A 17,890-nucleotide genomic window follows, 5' to 3' on the forward strand; every position below is an offset into this window, starting at 1 on the left:
GCTACACCCCGACGGAAGCGGGTGTAGCGCGGGATTCGGGGTGTGGCAGCGCCGCGCCTAGAAGGCGAAGCCGAGCTCGGCGGGGTAGTCGCCGCGCGCCGTGAGGGTGGTCGCCGCGTCGCGGAGGTGCGAGAGCGTCAGGCCCATCGACTTCGGGCCGAAGCTGACCCGCGAGACCCCGAGCTCGGCCAGGCGGGCGAGCGGCACCGAGTCGGCGCCCGAGATGACGCTGATCTTGCCGTCGATGCGGTCGAGGGCGGCCTTGACGAGGTCCTCGGTGCCGAGGCCGAGCACGAAGGCGCAGTCGGCTCCGGCCGCGAGGTACGCGTTCGCGCGGGCGACGGCGTCGTCGAAGCTGTCCGGGTCGCCGGCCAGCGCGTCGACCCGGGCGTTGATGACGATCGGCACGCCGGCCCGGTCGCCGGCCTGGCGGGCGGCGGCGATCTTCGAGACCTGCGTGTCGAGGTCGTAGAGCGGCGCCTTGGCCTGGCCGATGCTGTCCTCGATGTTGAGGCCGGCCGCGCCCTCCTCGATGAGGCGGAACACGTTGTCGAGGGTGCCGGCGGCGTCGGTGGCGTAGGCCTTCTCGAAGTCGACCGAGACGGGCAGGTCGACCGAGCGGATGATGATGCGCGCGGCGGCGAGCATCTCGTCGACGTCGAGCCCCTCGCCGTCCTCGACGCCGTGCGCCTCGCTGATGGAGTGGGAGGCGGTGGCCAGGGCCTTCACGCCGGGTGCGCCCGCGACGACGCGCGCCGTGATGCTGTCCCACACGTTCGTCACGATCAGCGGGTCGCCGGGGATGTGCAGCGAGCGGAGCAGTTCGGCCTTCTCGGCCGTGGAAGAGATCGACATGCCCCCAGCCAACCAGTCCGCGCTGTGCGGCACCACCCCCGCGTCCCGCCCCCGCCCGGGGCCGCCCTCAGCGCAGCGCGCGCTCGCGGATGGCGGCGATCCGGCCGGGCACGGTCTCGTCCTGCAGGCTCGTGGTGTCGCCGAGCGCCCGCCCGTCCGAGATGTCGCCCAGCAGGCGCCGCATGATCTTGCCCGAGCGGGTCTTGGGCAGATCCGGCACGACCAGCACGGTCGACGGCTTGGCGATCGGTCCGATCTGGTCGGCGACGTGGGCGCGCAGCGTCGCCGAGAGCGCGGGGGAGGCCTCGGCCCACACGTCGGGCTCGGCGGCGTCGCCGGCGTCGGCGACCGCGCCGCCGGCCGGGCGGACGGCCGGCACGACGAACGCGGCGATCGCCTGTCCGGTGCGGTCGTCGGCGACACCGACCACGGCGGCCTCGGCCACCAGGGGGTGCGCGACGAGCGACGACTCGATCTCGATGGTCGACAGGCGGTGGCCCGAGACGTTGATGACGTCGTCGACGCGACCGAGCACCCAGATGTCGCCGTCGGCGTCGTACTTCGCGCCATCGCCGGAGAAGAACCAGCCCTGACGCCAGTACTTCGCCCAGTACGAGTCGCGGTACCGCTCCGGGTCGCCCCAGACGGTGCGCGCCAGCGACGGCGGCGTCCGCTGCACGACCAGGTAGCCGCCCGAGCCGTTCGGCACGCGCACCCCGTCGTCGTCGACGACGGCCGTCGACACCCCGGGCACGGCGCGCAGCGACGACCCGGGCTTCAGGGTGTCGACCCCGGGCAGCGGGGCCATGACCGTCGCCCCGGTCTCGGACTGCCACCAGGTGTCGACGATCGGGCACTCGCCGCGCCCGAACTGCTGGTGGAACCAGACCCATGCCTCGGGGTTGATCGCCTCGCCGACGGTGCCGAGCAGCCGCAGCGACGAGAGGTCGTAGGTGTCGGGCAGCCCGTCGGGGAACCACGACGACAGCGTCCGCACCAGGGTCGGCGCCGTGTAGTACGTCGTGACGCCGTAGCGCTCGATGATCTCGAGGTGCCGGGCCGGATGCGGGGTGTCGGGCGTTCCCTCGTAGATGACCTGGGTCAGCCCGTTCGAGAGCGGCCCGTAGATCTCGTAGGTGTGCGCCGTGACCCAGGCGAGGTCGGCCGTGCACCAGTGGACGTCGTCGGGCTTGGCGTCGAACACGGCCCAGTGCGTGTAGCTCGCGGCCGTCAGGTACCCGCCGCTGGTGTGCACGAGCCCCTTGGGCTTGCCGGTGGTGCCGCTCGTGTACATGATGAACAGAGGCGTCTCGGCGTCGAAGGACTCGGGTGAGTCGGTGTCGGGCTGGGGGTCGACGACGTCGTGCCACCAGAGGTCGCGCCCCTCCGTCCACGGCACGTCGGGCGTCTGCTCGCCCGTGCGGCGGACCACGAGCACGTGCTCGATCTCGTTCTCGCCGCTCACGGCGTGGTCGGCGTTCGCCTTGACCGGCACCGCGCCTCCCCGGCGGAACTGGCCGTCGGTCGTGACGAGCAGCTTCGCCCCCGTGTCCTCCACCCGGAACTTGAGCGCCTCGCCCGAGAAGCCGCCGAAGACGAGCGAGTGGATCGCGCCGATCCGCGCGATGGCCAGCGTCACGACGATGGTCTCGGCGATCACGGGCAGGTAGACGACGACCCGGTCGCCCTCGCCGACGCCGAGCGAGCGAAGCCCGTTCGCGGCCTTGATCACCTCGCGCTGCAGCTGCGCGTAGCTGATGTCGCGGCGGTCGCCGGGCTCGCCCTCGACGTGCAGGGCGATCTTGTCTCCGCGCCCGGCGTCGACGTGCCGGTCGACGCAGTTGACGGCCACGTTGAGGCGTCCGCCGGCGAACCAGGTCGCCTCGGGCACGGCCAGCTCGCCGTCCGGCCCCTCGGTGACGGGCGACCACGTGTGGGCGGTGTGCCACGGAGTGTGCCAGTCGAGGCGTCGCGCCTGCTCCTCCCAGAAGGCGACCGGGTCGGCGGCGGCCCGCTCGTGCTCGGCGGCCGAGACGTTGGCGGTAGCGGCGAGCCCGGGAGGCGCGGGGAAGGTCCGACGCTCGTCGAGCAGGTTCGAGATGGTGTCGGTCGTGGCCATCCGACGATGCTACGGAGCCGGGCCGGGAGCCGCGGGCGGCCGGGCAACCGGACGTAACACGGCCCACCCGTCCGGGGTGGAGGAGGAGGCGGGGCGAGAAGGCCTGTGGACAGGTGCGCGGAGCCGCGCCGCGCCCTAGTCTGAGCAGAACTCCGCTTCGGGCGGCGGTCCGTCCCGGGGGTCGGGCCGCACTCTCTCCCGTCGCGACGACAGGAGCAGACGTGATCACATCGACCCGACGCCGGCGCGTGCGCCTCGGCGCCGCCCTGACCCTGGCCGGAGCCCTCGTGCTCGCACCGGTCACCGCCTTCGCGGCCGAGCCGGGCGCCGACGCCCCGACGACCACGGGGGCCGAGGAGGCGCAGCGGACGACCGAGACCGGCGCCGTCGTCGAGTCTCCCGCCCCCTCCGACACAGCCGCCTCGACGCCGGCCGCCGATCCCGCCGATCCGAGCGGGACGCCCGCGTCGACCCCGGCCGCCGAGGCGCCCGCCGCGGACGCGACCGAGGACGCCGCCGAGGCGCCCGCCCCCGCCGAGACGCCCGTCGCGGACGCGACCGAGGACGCCCCCGACGCGCCCGCCCCCGCCGAGACGCCCGCCGCGACCGACGAGACGGCCGGAGCCGACGCGCTCGCCGCCGGCGAGCTGATGAACTACGTGGTCAACGTCGACCCGACCGAGCCCGCGACCGCGGCCGCCCGCGACGCCGTCGTGGCGGCCGGCGGCGTCGTGTTGATGAGCTACCCCGAGATCGGGGTGGTGACCGCGCAGTCGACGGACGACGGGTTCCTCGACGCGATCCGCGCCTCCTCGGGGGTGCAGTCGGCCGGACCCACGCGTCAGGCCGCCGTCACCGAGGGCGCCGTCCCGACCGGCTGGGCCGGCGGCACGCTCGCCATCGACCGCCCGCGCGCCGAGGGCGGTGCGACCGCGGCGCCGCTCGAGTCGCAGCAGTGGGACATGACCGCGATCGGCGCCCCCGAGGCGCGTTCGATCGAGCCCGGGGACAGCGATGTGCTGGTCGGCGTGCTCGACAGCGGCATCGACATCACGCACCCCGACCTCGCCACGCAGGTCGACCCCGCCGCCTCCGTCGGCTGCTCGGTCAACGGCATCCCGGACCAGGACGTCTCGGCATGGGTCCCCGTCGACGACAGCGAGTCGCACGGCTCGCACGTCGCCGGCACGATCGGCGCGGACGCCGACGGTCAGGGCATCACGGGCATCGCGCCCGGCGTCACCCTGGCCAGTGTCAAGGTCGTCAACTACGACGGCTTCATCTACCCCGAGTACGCGCTCTGCGGCTTCATGTGGGCGGCGGCCGAGGGCATGGACGTCACCAACAACAGCTACTACGTCGACCCGTGGGCGTTCTGGTGCGAGGGTCAGCCGGAGCAGCAGCCCGCGCTCGACGCCGTCGAGAAGGCCGTCGCCTGGTCGCAGCAGCAGGGCGTGCTGAACGTCGCCGCCGCCGGCAACGAGGACTACGACCTGGCGAACAAGACCACCGAGTCGACGAGCCCCGACGACGGCGTCTACGACGCCGAGGGGAACCACGTGTCCGGTCCGCGGATCATCGAGGACCGCGACGTCTCGCAGGGCTGCGTCGATCTGCCCGCCGGCGTCGACGGCGTCGTGACCGTCGCCTCGGTCGCTCAACAGCCGGACGGGTCGGTCGCCAAGTCGTCGTTCTCGAACTACGGCGAGGGCGAGATCGACATCGCCGCCCCCGGCTCGGCCATCCTCAGCACGGTCTTCGGCGGTCGGTACGACGTCTACAGCGGCACCTCGATGGCGTCGCCGCACGTCGCCGGCGTCGCTGCGCTGCTGGCCTCGGTGCACCCCGACGCGAGCCCCGCCGAGCTGCAGGCGCTGCTGACCTCTCAGGCGACCGACCTCGGCGACACCGAGCTCTACGGCGCCGGCCTGGTCGACGCGTTCGCCGCCGTCACCGAGGATCTCGACCTCGGTCCGATTGCCGCCGTCGCCGACGGGACGATCCAGGCGGGTGTGCCGTTCCGGCTGCGGGGCGCGAATCTCACCCCGGGCGACGTCTTCGCGCTGTCGATCGCGACCGACGGCGGCACGCAGCCCGTCGCCTCCCTCGACTCCGTGTCCGTCGACGAGAACGGAGACCTGGACGCCATCGTGACCGTCCCCCCGGAGACGCCGACGGGCCCGGCCGTCCTCTCGCCTCTGGGCGGTGCGACCACGGCGCCGTTCACCGTGCTCGTCACGGTCACGGCTCCGCTGGCCGGGCCCGTGGTCACCTCGCCGGCTCAGGGCGCCGAGCTCGAGCCCGGCACGGTCGCCGTCACCGGCACGGGCGTTCCGGCCGCCCGGATCCAGGTCGTCCTCGCGACGTCCGGCGGCGACATGCTGCGCTCGGACGACGTCTCCGTGACGGCGGACTCCGCCGCAGCGGCCCTGGCCGCACCGGCGTCCACGCCCTTCGACCCGGAGCGCTCGCTCACCTTCGGCGAGACCTTCGTCGACGCGGCCGGGGACTGGAGCATCGACTTCACGTCGGTCCCGGCGGGCGACTACATCGTCGCGGGTCAGGGCTTCCTGGCGGACGACAGCGTGACCCTGACCGGCCCCGCCGTCGGCTTCTCCGTCGTCGGCGACGCCGCCGCGGTGCCCGATCCGTCGGCGCCCCCGGCCGTCGACGTCCCCGCCGGCGACGTCCCGCCCGTCGTCGTCCCCGCCGGTGGCCCGACCGCGCTCGCCTACACGGGCTCGGAATCGACGCCCGTCATGGGGGCCGCCGCCGCCCTCGTGCTGGCCGGACTCGCCTTCACGGTCGCCGCGGCCGTCCGCCGTCGTCGTCCACGAGCCGAGGAGGCGCGGGTCGGCTCGGTCGCCGACCGCACCACCGACTGACCGCGTCATCGATCCACCGCGACGGCGGGCGCCCTCGGGCGCCCGCCGTCGCTCCGTTCATCCCCCGCCGTTCGGCGACGATCCCTCCCCATGCACCCCTCGTCACCCACGCCTGTGGATAACAGCGCCATGGTCATGGATCACGCAGGCATGAGGTATGAAAGCATGTAGCATTCCCTTCGAGTCGTCGTCAGGAGGGTCCATGTCGCAGCAGAGCCGAGCACCGGGTGCGCCGCGCCCCCCGGGCGCCCGCGGGGCGAAGCCCGCATCGGCCGGAAAGCGCCTCGACATCCAGGGTCTGCGCGCCGTGGCCGTCGTGGCCGTGGTCGTCGAGCACGTCTCGGGGTGGCCCCGCGGCGGCTTCGTCGGGGTCGACGTCTTCTTCGTCATCTCGGGGTTCCTCATCACCGGGCTGCTCCTGCGCGAGCACGAGCGCACCGGTCGCATCTCGATGCGCCGCTTCTACCTCCGTCGCGTCAAGCGTCTGATGCCCTCGGCGGCGGTCGTGTTCGTCGTCACGCTCGGCGCCGTGGCCGCCCTGCTGTCGACCACGAGGCTCGTCTCGTCCGCCGTCGACGCGGGCTGGTCGGCCGTCTTCCTCGCCAACTGGCACGAGGCCGCGCGAGGCGTCGACTACTTCGCCGCCGACGGCCCGGTGTCGCCGTTCCGGCACTTCTGGTCGTTGTCGGTCGAGGAGCAGTTCTACCTCGTCTGGCCGATGCTGGTGCTGGCGGCCGCCGTGCTCGCCGGCCGACGTCTGCGCGGCGCGCTCGGCGTCGTCCTCGCCGCGGTCTGCGCCGGCTCCTTCCTCTGGGCCGTCGTCCAGTCCGCCGACGCCCCCGTCGTCGCGTACTACTCGACGTTCACCCGCACCTGGGAGCTCGGGGCCGGCGCCCTGCTGGCCGTCACCGTCGGGCTCTGGCGATCCGTGCCTCCTGCGCTCGGGACCGCGCTCGGCTGGATCGGCACGGCGGTCATCGTCGCATCGGTGCTGATGATCGACCAGAGCTGGGGCTTCCCCGGGCCGTGGGCGGCGGTGCCCGTCGTGGCGACCGTCGCCGTCATCGCCGGCGGCTCCGTGCCGGGCGCGCGTCGACCGTGGCCGCTCACGAACCCGGTCGCCGCCTACCTCGGCGACATCAGCTACTCGCTCTACCTCTGGCACTGGCCCGCCCTGGTCGTCATCCGCGCCGTCGCGCCCGAGGCGACCGCGGCCGTCTACGTCGCGGCCCTCTCGACGGCGATCGTGGGGCATCACCTCATCGAGAAGCCCGCGATGGCGGCGTCCTGGGATCTCCGAGCCCGGCTGCGGCGACGCGATCGGCCGCGGACTCCGGGGCGCCACCGCGAACAGCGGATCGCCGCCGTCGGGGCGCTCGCCGTCGTCACGATGGCCGTGATCGCTCTGGCCGCCGACAACGTCAAGCCGATCGCGGCGCCCCCCGTGATCACCGCCGGGACGGGCGGGTCGGTCGGCGGGTCCACCGGCGACGGCTCCGGAGGCGCGGGTGGCGACGATGGCGCAGGCGACGGCGCCGCCGGGGGCGACGACGGGGCCGGTGGCGCGACCGGCGGCGAGCTCGGCCCGCTGCGCACGGCCCTCCGCGAGCAGACGATCGCCGCCCTGGGGGCCACCACCTGGCCCGACCTCGATCCGCCGATCGACGGCGTCATCCCCGGGGGCGCGAACCTGCCCTGCGGCGACGTCGTCACCGTGGCCCCGGCCGAGCGGTGCACCTTCGGGGCGGCCGACGCCGCGACCACGATGGTGCTCGTCGGCGACTCGACGGCCGCCCACCAGCTCGACTCGTTCGTGGCACTGACCGAACGGTCCGACGGCGAGCTGCGGGTCGTCAGCCGCGCGGGCTTCGCCTGCTCGTTCGTGGACCTCGCCTGGGACACGGAGGACACCGAGGCCTGTGCCGATCACCGGGCCGAGACGCTCCGACTGATCGAGAGCCTCGAGCCCGACCTCGTCGTGGTGCAGAACACCTACGAGCCCATGCCGCTCGCCGGCGAGGGCCGCGATGCGACCGTCGCCGAGTTCGCCGACGGCCTCGGGCGCTACCTCGACCGCATCGATCCTCACGTCGGCCGCGTCGTCCACCTCTCGCCGCCACCGCCTGGGGCCAGCATGCGCGAGTGCTACCGGCCCGGAGGCTCGCCGGTCGACTGCCTCACCCGCGTCGGAGGGCCCTGGCGTGAGCGGGCGGCGGCGATCGGCGCGCTCGCCGCCGACCGTGGGCAGCCCTGGGTCGACGCTCGGGAGTTCACCTGCGTCGACGACGTCTGCCCGGCGTTCATCGGCGACGACGTGGTCAAGATCGACTACGTGCACTACTCGGGGGCGTTCGCGGTCGCGATGGCGCCGGCCCTCGGCGAACGGCTGGCCGTCGACGGCGTCCTGTCGGGTGATCCCGACTCGGACGGCGCGGCCGACGGTGATTCCCAGTGAACGTTGACCTTCACGGGACCGAGCCCATGGGCGTGCCGATCGGGCTGTGGAGAACCCGGTCCGCGCCTCCGGCAGACCGACCGGTCCGAGTTGGTTGATCCGGGGCTCGTGGCTACGGTGGGCCGTCGTCCCGCTCAGGGGCTCGTGGCCAGCACCCGCCGTCGTGCGGGGGCCACGACGGCACCGCACGTCACCCCGTTGCCCGGGCTGCGGTCGCCGCCATCCGACCGATCTGGTGAGAGGCGGGCAACGGTACGAGCGCTGTCGCGCCGTGCTCGGGTGACCTCGACGGAGCGCAACACATGTCACGAACCACACGTACCCGCAATCTGCTCGGATCCGCCGCCGTCGTCGCCCTCGCGGGCGCCGGCATCGGGCTCGCCGCAGCACCCGCCAGCGCGGCCGACGTCTCCACCTGGGACGCCCTCGCCAACTGCGAGAGCGGCGGCAACTGGGCCATCGACACGGGCAACGGCTACTCGGGCGGGCTCCAGTTCAGCCCGAGCACCTGGGCCGCCAACGGCGGCACCGGCAGCGCGGCGAACGCCAGCAAGGGCGAGCAGATCGCCGTCGCCGAGCGCGTCCTCGCCTCGCAGGGCTGGGGCGCCTGGCCGTCGTGCTCGGCGCAGCTCGGGCTGAGCGGCACGACCGGCGCCGCACCGGCGCCGGCACCGGCCCCGGCACCGGCGCCCGCCGCCGCTCCCGAGGCGGCGCCCGCGCCCGCCACCCAGTCGAGCACCGGGTCGACGAGCGAGGCCCCTGTCGCGGCGACCCCGGCCGCCCCGGTCGCGCCCGCCGTGCCCGAGATCGCCGCCGTCGAGAGCAGCGGCGAGACCTACACCGTCGAGGCCGGAGACAGCCTCGACCTCATCTCGGCCGACCTCGACATCGAGGGCGGTTGGACCCGTCTCGCCGGCGCCAACCTCGACACCGTGACCGACCCCGACGTGATCACCGTCGGCCAGGTGCTCGAGCTGCCGGTCGCTCCGTAGGTCCGGGCGACGACGACGGGGAGGCGCGGGGCGACCCGCGCCTCCCCGTCGTCGTGCCTAGGATGGTCCGGACCGCTCCCCGTGGAAGGACCCCGTGACGAAGGCCCCCACCGTCTACGACGTGGCCGCGCACGCCGGCGTCTCCATCGCGACCGTGTCGCGGGTGCTCCGCCGACCCGACGACGTCCGACCCGAGACGCGCACCCGGGTGCTCGGCTCGGTGCGCGCGCTCGGCTACGTGCCGAGCGGCGCGGCCCGGGGGCTGGCCGGCCGGCGTCACGGCGTGCTCGGCCTGTTCCTCCCGGGGCACGACGCGATCGACGAGCCCGAACCCGACTGGGCCTCGCTCACCGACTCGAGCCGCATCCCCCTGATCGACGACCGCCTCGGCGACGATCGCCTCGGTGCCGGCGAGGAGGCGCGGATCGACTCGCCCTCGGCCCTCACGACCGCGCGGCACTGGTCCAACCCCGCCAACCTCTACTTCGACGAGGTGCTGCGCGGCGCAGAGGTGGAGTCGTGGCGCCGCGGCTTCGCCCTCATGGTCGCCGCCGGACGCGGCTCGAGCCGCGAGGTCATCCTCAACGACATCGCCGGCCGGGTCGACGGCCTCGCCGTGCTGGCCCAGACCGTGCCGGCCGACCTGCTCGCGCACGTCTCGCGTCGGATCCCCGTGGTGGTGCTCGCCGACTCACGGCCCGGCGACGAGCTGGATCACGTGAGCGTCGACAACACCGCGGGCATGCGCGCTCTCACCTCGTTCGTCCTCGAGGAGCACGGCGCCACCGACCTCGTGTACGTCGCCGGCCCGTCGGACTCGCCCGACGAGGCCGACCGGCACCGGGGCTTCGACGAGGCCGTGGCGACCGGCGCCGCCGACGGGTCCGGCGCCGCCGTGCGCGTGCGCGTCGAGCGGGGCGAGTTCAGCCGGGTCGGAGGCCGCCGCGCCGCCGAGGCTCTGCTCGTCTCGGGCGAACGACTACCCGACGCCGTGGTCTGCGCCAACGACCAGTCGGCGCTCGGCGTGCTCGACGTCTTCGCCCGGGCCGGGGTCGACGTGCCCGACCGGGTGCTCGTGACCGGCTTCGACGGGATCGAGGCCGGCCGGTTCTCCGCCCCGCGCCTCACGACGGTGCGGCAGCCGATGGGCGAGCTCGGCCGGGTCGCCGTCCGCTCCGTGGTGAGCCGCCTGACCGACCCCGGGCTGCCTCCGCAGCGGGTGACCCTGCCCGTCGAGGTCCTGCTGCGCGAGAGCTGCCCTGCGCGCTGACCCGCGCCTCCTCGCTCCCTCGCCCCGCGCCTCCTCGTCTCCCCGCCCCGCTCCTCCTCGCGCCCCCTCCTCATCCCGATCGAGTGGTCAGAAGATGCTCTTCGTCGGCTGACGACGAGCATCTTCGGACCACTCGATCCCGCACCGGCGCGGGTCGCGGGTCGAGTCAGCCGCGCTGGCCGGTGTCGATGCCGGTGACGCTGCCGTCGTCCGGCCCGAACACGAAGTAGTGCACCCGGTCCGCCTCGACCCCGTGCTCGATCAGGGCGGCGCGGGCGATGGCCATGAACGGCACCGGCCCGCAGAGGAACACCCGGTGCTGCGGGGTGAGGGCCACCGTGCCGAGGTCGATCGGGTCGAGATAGACGCCGGGGCCGTCGATCGACGCCTCGGCCAGGGCGCTGAGCGCCGACAGCGAGCCCTGGGTGTAGCTGACCCGCAGGGTGGCGTCCGGCATCGACGCGACGAGGGCCTCGAGCTCGGCGCGGTGCGCGTGCCGCTCCGGCGTCCGCTCGAAGTGCAGCGCCGTGACCTGCCGTGACGGGTCGGTGCGGGCGAGGTGGTCGAGCATGCCGAGCACCGGCGTGCAGCCGATCCCGGCCGAGACGAACAGCAGCGGGGCGTCGTCGAGCTGGTCGATGGTGAGCGACCCGATCGGCGGCGACACGTGCACGACGCTGCCGACCCGCACCTCGCGGAGCAGGTGGTTCGACACCTCGCCGTCGGGCGCGAACCCGCCCCCGTCGAGCACGCGAGCGCTGATCCGCCACTGCTCGTCGTGGCCGCCGCGGAGGCTGTACTGCCGGATCTGGCGGGCGCCGTCGGCGAGCTCGACCTGAACCGACGCGAACTGCCCGGCCCGGTATCCCGGCAGCGCCTCGCTGTCGGCCGAGACGAGGGTGAGGGCGACGACGTCCTCCGCCTCGATGCGGTGCTCGGTGACGATCGCCTCGCGCCACTCCTCGTCGGGTTCCAGATCGGCCCGGGTGTACAGGTCGGCGACGCTCGCCGCGACCTCGTCGGTCACCTGGCGGTACAGCGCCGTCCAGGCGTCGTCCGCCTCCGCGTCGAAGCGGTCCGCCAGGGAGGCGCGGGTCGCCTCCCGCAGATGACCCACGAACACGTCGTAGTCGCCTCGACGGATGCCCAGCGCCGCGTGGCGCTGGGCCAGGCGCGAGGTGATCTCGGCCGCGGTCGACCCGGCCAGCGTGGGAGCGCCGGCCTGGTGGGGGGAGGGGTGCAGGGTCGCGGCGGCGCGGGCGCTCGTGCTCGTGCCGCTGCCGGGGGCGGCGTCGATCACGGCCTCGGCGAGGGCGACCACGGTGCGGGCCAGTTCGCGGGCCTGGCGGCCCTGCGCGTGCTCGCCCCGATTGAACCGGTCGCGCAGCAGATCGGGCCGCGCCGCGAAGAGGCGGTCGTAGAAGTCGGCGGCGATGTCGTCGGCGTGCGCGGCGACGTCGGGCAGCGTCCGCGCCAGGGCGACGGTCTGCGACGCGGTGACCATGGGAGTCCTCCTCGGCGACCGGGTCGGGGCCCGGCCCGCTCACGATTGTGGCGGCTCGGGGTGTGCGGCGCCTGCGGATGTCTCGACTTCGAATCACCCGGGCCCCGGCGCGGGCCCGGCTCCGCCCCGGCCCGGGCCCCGGGTCCGCCCCGGCCCCGGACCCGGCTCTCTCGGTGCGGGGCGGGTCCGCTGCACGGGCGGCGGGTCCGCTGCACAGGTGGCGGGTCAGCGCCGACCCGCCCGCGGTGCACGGAACCCGCCGCCCGGCACGGGAGCAGACGCGCCGCACGCTTGCCGTCACGCCATGTATGCGCTTACACTCGTCAGACTCACCTCGACGACGAATGAGAGAACCGTGGCGATGAAGCACACGTCAAGACCCCGCGCGCTGTGGCGCGCCGCGGCGGCCGCCACGGCGGCGGCCCTGCTGCTGGCAGGCTGCAGCATCCAGATCCGCAGCCAACCCGATCCCTCGATCGGCGCGGACACCATGCTGATCAACGCCGACAAGGGCAACCCGCAGTTCGAGCGGAACTTCAACCCGTTCCTCACGAACAAGCGCACCGCCTCGACGTGGATCTACGAGCCGCTGCTCGAGATCAACCCGCTCGACGGCGAGATCACGCCCTGGCTGGCGAGCCGGACCGACCTGCCCGACGCGCGCACGATCGACATGACGATCCGCGACGGCGTCGAGTGGTCCGACGGCACCCCGATGACCCCGGCCGACGTCGTCTACACGTTCGACCTGATCAAGGCGAACCCCACGCTCGACCTCAAGGGCGCCTGGCAGCACATCGACACCATCGAGCAGCAGGGCGACCACGTGGTCTTCCACCTGCAGACCGACGACGTGCCGGCGATGGAGATCATCGGCCAGACCACGATCGTGCCCGAGCATCTCTGGAGCACCGTCGACGACCCGACCACGTTCCGCAACCCCGACCCGGTCGGCACCGGCCCCTTCACGCTCGGCAACTACTCGCCGCAGCAGTACTCGATGGACAGGAACCCGTCGTACTGGCAGGCCGAGAAGATCGAGATCGAGCACCTGATCCTCCCCGCGACGAACAACCAGCTCGACACCGTCACGCGCGGCTACGACTGGTCGTACTCGTTCATCAGCGACGTCGAGGGCACCTGGGGCGCCGCCAGCCCCGACAACCGGTTCTGGTTCCCGCCGGGCGGCGTGATCGGGCTCGTGCCGAACCTCACCAAGGCGCCGTTCGACGACGTGAACGTGCGACGGGGCATCGCGCTGGCGCTCGACCGCGGCCCCATCGCCGAGTCGGCGACCGAGGGCTACCTCGAGCCGGCCGGTCAGACCGGTCTCATCCTGCCGAACCAGGAGGACGACCTCGATCCGTCGATCCCGAACGACGGCATCCTCGAGCAGGACGTCGACGGGGCCCTGGCCGCGTTCGCCGAGGCCGGCTACACGCAGCAGGGCGACCGGATGGTCGGCCCCGACGGGCAGCAGCTGAGGATCACCATCCTGACGGCCAACGGCTACACCGACTGGCTGCGCGCGGTGCAGGAGGTGCGGGGCCAGCTGGGCGCGATCGGCATCGACGTGCAGATCCAGGCTCCCCAGCCGGCCGGCTACCAGTCGGCCATCGCCAACGGCGAGTTCGACATGGCGATGGGCGGCATGGGCAACGGCAACGTCTACCAGGCCTTCAACAACCTGCTCAACAGCGAGTTCGCGACCCCGGTCGGCGAGACCACCGCCGCCAACTTCGAGCGTTTCAGCGACCCCGAGGTCGATCAGCTGCTCGACGACTGGAAGGCCACGACCGATCCCGAGCAGCAGAAGCGGTTCGGCTACGAGCTGCAGAACGTCGTCTACGACCAGCTCCCGGTCATCGGCCTGTACTACGGCGGTCTCTGGGGTCTGTTCAACGACTCGAAGTTCACCGGCTGGCCATCCGCCGAGAACCCCTACATGGCCCCGCAGAACTACGACCAGGCGCCGCTGCTGATCTTCACCAAGCTCAAGCGCGTCTCGAACGAAGGGGACGACAAGTGAAGTACGCAGCCCAGAAACTCGGCCTGTTCGTGCTCACGTTGTGGGCCGCCGTCACGCTGAACTTCATCCTGCCGCGGCTGATGCCCGGCAGTCCGACGGACGCCGCGATCGCGAAGCTCTCGCAGAACGGACCCGTCAGCGATGCGACCCGCGCCGCGATCGAGGCGCAGCTCGGCGTGCCGAGCGGCAACGTGCTGCAGCAGTACGTCAGCTACCTCGGTCAGGTGGTGCGTCTCGACTTCGGCACCAGCTACACGTTCTTCCCCGAGACGGTCGGCCACCTGGTCGGTCAGGCGCTGCCGTTCACGCTGATCCTCGTCGGGGTCTGCACGATCATCGCGTTCGTGCTCGGCACCCTGATCGGCGTCGCGGCGGCCTGGAAGCGCGGCACCTGGCTCGACTCGCTGCCCACCCTGTCGGGCAGCTTCATGAGCACGTTCCCGTACTTCTGGACGGCCCTGCTGCTGCTGTTCTTCCTCGGCTACGTGCTGCACTGGTTCCCGACCACGGGGGCCTACGGCGCGACGACCACGCCCGGGTTCACGCCTGCGTTCATCGGCGACGCGCTGCAGCACGCGGTGCTGCCGGCCATCACCATCCTCCTGACGAGTCTCGGCGGCTGGATCCTCGGCATGCGCAACGCGATGATCTCGACGCTGGGCGACGACTACGTCACCTTCGCCGAGGCCAACGGTCTGAAGGGCCGCACGGTCGCCGTGCGCTACGCCGCCCGCAACGCGATCCTGCCCAACCTGACCGGCTTCGGCCTCGCCCTCGGCGGCGTGGTCGGCGGCTCGATCCTCGTGGAGCAGGTGTTCGGCTACCCCGGCATCGGCTACCTGCTGTTCAACGCCGTCATCGGCCAGGACTACCCGCTGATGCAGGCCCTCTTCCTGATGATCACGGTCAGCGTGCTCGTCGCCAACTTCCTCGTCGACATCTTGTACGGCGTGCTCGACCCAAGGACCCGCCGATGACCTCCACCGTGTCCGTCCACCTGCCCGAGGGCGCGCCCCCCACCGGCCCCGCCGAGCAGAAGGCGCCCAGTCGCTGGCTCACCATCGCCCGCATGGGCGCGACCATCTGGTCGAACCCCAAGGCGAAGATCGGCGTCGTCATCTTCGGAGTCTTCGTGCTCGTGGCGATCCTCGCTCCGCTGATCGCGCCCTACGGCGGCAGCGAGAACGGCTTCGAACGCAACGCCGATGCGAGCTGGGCCCACTGGATGGGCACGACCGCGGCAGGCGAGGACGTCCTGAGCCAGCTGATCTACGGCGCCCGCATCAGCGTGTTCGTCGGCGTCGTCGCCGGCGTCCTGTCGACGCTGGTCGCCGTCGCGATCGGACTGAGCTGGGGCTACATGAAGGGCTTCGGCGGCGACGTCGTCGGGTTCATCGTGAACCTGTTCCTCGTCATCCCGGGGCTGCCCCTGATGATCGTCATCGCGGCCTACCTGCAGAACGGCGGCATCGCGGTCATCCTCGCGGTGATCGTCATCACGGGCTGGGCCTGGGGCGCGCGCGTGCTGCGCAGTCAGACGCAGTCGCTGCGCTCGCGCGACTTCGTCACCGCGGCCCGGTTCTCGGGCGAGAGCGCCGGTCGCATCGTGTTCCGCGAGATCCTGCCCAACATGACGTCGCTGATCACCGGCTCGTTCTTCGGCGCCGCCACCAGCGCGATCCTCGCCGAGGCCGGCCTCGAGTTCCTGGGGCTGGGCGACTCGTCGATCGTCAGCTGGGGCACGATCCTCTACTGGGCGCAGAACTCGAACGCCCTGCTCACCGGCCAGTGGATCCTGCTCTTCGCCCCCGGCCTCTGCATCGCCCTGCTGGCGATGAGCCTGACCCTGATCAACTTCGGCGTCGACGCCGTCGGCAACCCCCGCCTCCGCGAAGGCGGAGCCAAGCGAACCAAGAAGGAGGCGCGCGCATGACCGCCACGGACCTCACCACCGCAGACCGCGCCTCCTCGTCCTCCGACGACGTCCTGTTGGACGTCCGCGACCTCAGCGTCGTCTACGAGAGCGCCGGCGCCGAACCCGTGCAGGCGGTCGACCACGTGTCGTTCCAGCTGAAGCGGGGCGAGTTCGTCGGCCTGGTCGGCGAGTCCGGCTCGGGCAAGTCGACGCTCGGTTACGCGCTGACCCGGCTGCAGAAGCCGCCGGCCCGCACCAACGGCGGCAGCATCCGGTTCGACGGCGCCGACGTGCGCGACCTCGACACCGAGGCCCTGCGTCAGCAGCGCCGGGGCGGCTTCGCGATGGTGCTGCAGTCGGGCATGAACGCGCTCAACCCGGTGCGCACCATCCGCAACCACTTCGTCGACGTGTTCAAGGCCCACGGCCATGTGCCGCGCGACCGCTGGCACAGCCGCGCGGCCGAGCTGGTGTCCAAGGTCGAGCTCGACCCCGGTGTGCTCGCGCGGTTCCCCGGTGAGCTGTCCGGCGGGATGCGCCAGCGCGTCTCGATCGCGCTGGCCCTCTCGCTCGAGCCGCAGCTGATGGTGTTCGACGAGCCCACCACCGCGCTCGACGTGCTCGTGCAGCACGCCGTGATGGACACCATCATCTCGCTGCAGAGGAGCGAGGGGTTCACGGCCGTGCTGATCAGCCACGACCTCGGCATCGTGCTCGAGTCGGCCCAGCGGGTGCTCGTGATGCACGAGGGCCGCATCGTCGAGGACGGCCCCTCGGCCGGCGTGCTCGCCGACCCGCAGGACGATTACACGCGCATGCTGCTCTCGCACTACGCCGATCCCCGTGCCGAGGTCGTCTCGCTGCCCGGGTTCGAGGACCGCTCGGTCCGTCGGGCGCGCGGCGACCGACGGGTCGACACGACCACCTCGGTGCCGACGGTCGCGACCCGGGGGCAGCGCGTCGCCCAGCACGCGATCACGGTCAGCGGCGTGTCCAAGACCTACGCGCCTCCTCGGCGGGGGGACGACCCCGTCCGGGCCGTCCGCGACGTGTCGTTCACGCTGGAGCCCGGCCAGTCGCTGGCCCTGGTCGGGCAGAGCGGCTCGGGCAAGAGCACCATCGCGAAGCTCGTCACGGGCGTCGAGAAGCCCACCGGAGGCAGCGTCACGTTCGGCGACACCGACGTGACGACGCTGCGGGGCCGCGCCCTGCGGAGCTTCCGCAGCGACGTGCAGATGGTCTTCCAGGACCCGTACGCGGCGCTCAACCCGCTGCACACCGTCGAGTACACGCTGACCCGCCCGGTCGTGAACTACACGGGACTGACCGGTCAGGAGGCGCGGCGTCGGGTGCTCGAGCTGCTCGAGACGGTCGGTCTGACGCCGGTCGAGCAGTTCGCGGCGAAGCTGCCGCACCAGCTCTCGGGCGGGCAGCGTCAGCGCGTCGTGATCGCCCGCGCCCTCGCGAGCGACCCGCAGGTGATCATCGCCGACGAGCCGGTCTCGATGCTCGACGTCTCGCTGCGGGCCGGCGTGCTGGCCCTCCTCGAGGACCTCCGCGAGCAGTGGGGCGTCTCGATGCTCTACATCACCCACGACCTGCTGAGCGCCCGCCTGATCACCGACGACATCATGGTGCTCCACCAGGGCGCCGTGGTCGAGCGCGGTCACACGGCCGAGGTGCTGCAGCGGCCCACCGATCCGTACACGGTGAGGCTGCTCGACGCGGTGCCGAACCCCCGGCGCCGCGCGCAGGAGGCGGCGACCGAGGTGCACCCGCGCCCCGGGGGTGGTGCGCTCTGAGCACCCTGCGCGACCTCGCCCCGCATCCGGTCTTCGGCGAGCTCCCGGTCGCCCCCGGGGTCGA

The 17,890-nt window shown here is 72.8% G+C and carries 11 protein-coding genes; 8 read left to right on the top strand and 3 right to left on the bottom strand.

The genetic code is table 11. The features are described 5' to 3' along the window. Positions 1 to 57: 57 nt before the first annotated feature. A complete protein-coding gene (locus FFA01_RS04740) occupies positions 58 to 855 on the bottom strand; it encodes an isocitrate lyase/PEP mutase family protein (RefSeq protein ID WP_146853512.1) in 798 nt (265 codons plus the stop codon). Between the two features lie 67 nt (positions 856 to 922). Further along, positions 923 to 2,974 carry an acetate--CoA ligase gene (gene acs, locus FFA01_RS04745; protein WP_146853515.1) on the bottom strand — a complete coding sequence of 684 codons (2,052 nt, stop codon included), beginning with the start codon at positions 2,972 to 2,974 and terminating at the stop codon, positions 923 to 925. A gap of 221 nt (positions 2,975 to 3,195) precedes the next feature. Between acs and FFA01_RS04750 the strand changes: the two genes are divergently transcribed. The 4 genes from FFA01_RS04750 (at position 3,196) to FFA01_RS04765 (ending at position 10,576) form a co-directional block, all read left to right on the top strand. Further along, entirely contained in the window at positions 3,196 to 5,859 is a 2,664-nt protein-coding gene (locus tag FFA01_RS04750; protein WP_146853517.1) for a S8 family serine peptidase, read from the top strand. Between the two features lie 202 nt (positions 5,860 to 6,061). Then, positions 6,062 to 8,314, top strand: a complete 2,253-nt coding sequence (locus FFA01_RS04755; protein ID WP_167627286.1) for an acyltransferase family protein — start codon at positions 6,062 to 6,064, stop codon at positions 8,312 to 8,314. 302 nt (positions 8,315 to 8,616) lie between these two features. After that, positions 8,617 to 9,306 carry a LysM peptidoglycan-binding domain-containing protein gene (locus tag FFA01_RS04760; RefSeq protein WP_146853521.1) on the top strand — a complete coding sequence of 230 codons (690 nt, stop codon included), beginning with the start codon at positions 8,617 to 8,619 and terminating at the stop codon, positions 9,304 to 9,306. Positions 9,307 to 9,400: 94 nt separating this feature from the next. Beyond that, entirely contained in the window at positions 9,401 to 10,576 is a 1,176-nt protein-coding gene (locus FFA01_RS04765) for a LacI family DNA-binding transcriptional regulator (protein ID WP_146853523.1), read from the top strand. Positions 10,577 to 10,742: 166 nt separating this feature from the next. On the opposite strand, the gene FFA01_RS04770 is transcribed toward FFA01_RS04765, so the two are convergent. Continuing rightward, positions 10,743 to 12,080 carry a globin domain-containing protein gene (locus tag FFA01_RS04770; protein WP_146853525.1) on the bottom strand — a complete coding sequence of 446 codons (1,338 nt, stop codon included), beginning with the start codon at positions 12,078 to 12,080 and terminating at the stop codon, positions 10,743 to 10,745. 361 nt (positions 12,081 to 12,441) lie between these two features. Between FFA01_RS04770 and FFA01_RS04775 the strand changes: the two genes are divergently transcribed. From FFA01_RS04775 to FFA01_RS04790, 4 genes are read left to right on the top strand one after another with little or no spacing between them, the layout of a single operon-like run. After that, positions 12,442 to 14,109: an ABC transporter substrate-binding protein gene (locus FFA01_RS04775; RefSeq protein WP_146853527.1), complete on the top strand. Its 1,668-nt coding sequence runs from the start codon at positions 12,442 to 12,444 to the stop codon at positions 14,107 to 14,109. Beyond that, complete coding sequence (locus FFA01_RS04780; protein ID WP_146853529.1) at positions 14,106 to 15,086, top strand: ABC transporter permease; 981 nt, start codon at positions 14,106 to 14,108, stop codon at positions 15,084 to 15,086. The genes FFA01_RS04775 and FFA01_RS04780 overlap by 4 nt, the downstream gene beginning before the upstream one ends. Beyond that, positions 15,083 to 16,042, top strand: a complete 960-nt coding sequence (locus FFA01_RS04785) for an ABC transporter permease (RefSeq protein WP_146853531.1) — start codon at positions 15,083 to 15,085, stop codon at positions 16,040 to 16,042. Before FFA01_RS04780 ends, FFA01_RS04785 begins: the two co-directional genes overlap by 4 nt. Continuing rightward, complete coding sequence (locus FFA01_RS04790) at positions 16,039 to 17,826, top strand: ABC transporter ATP-binding protein (protein WP_146853533.1); 1,788 nt, start codon at positions 16,039 to 16,041, stop codon at positions 17,824 to 17,826. Before FFA01_RS04785 ends, FFA01_RS04790 begins: the two co-directional genes overlap by 4 nt. The last annotated feature ends 64 nt before the right edge of the window (positions 17,827 to 17,890 follow it).

Origin of the sequence: Frigoribacterium faeni (assembly GCF_007988805.1) — a bacterium.
Classification (GTDB): domain Bacteria; phylum Actinomycetota; class Actinomycetes; order Actinomycetales; family Microbacteriaceae; genus Frigoribacterium; species Frigoribacterium faeni.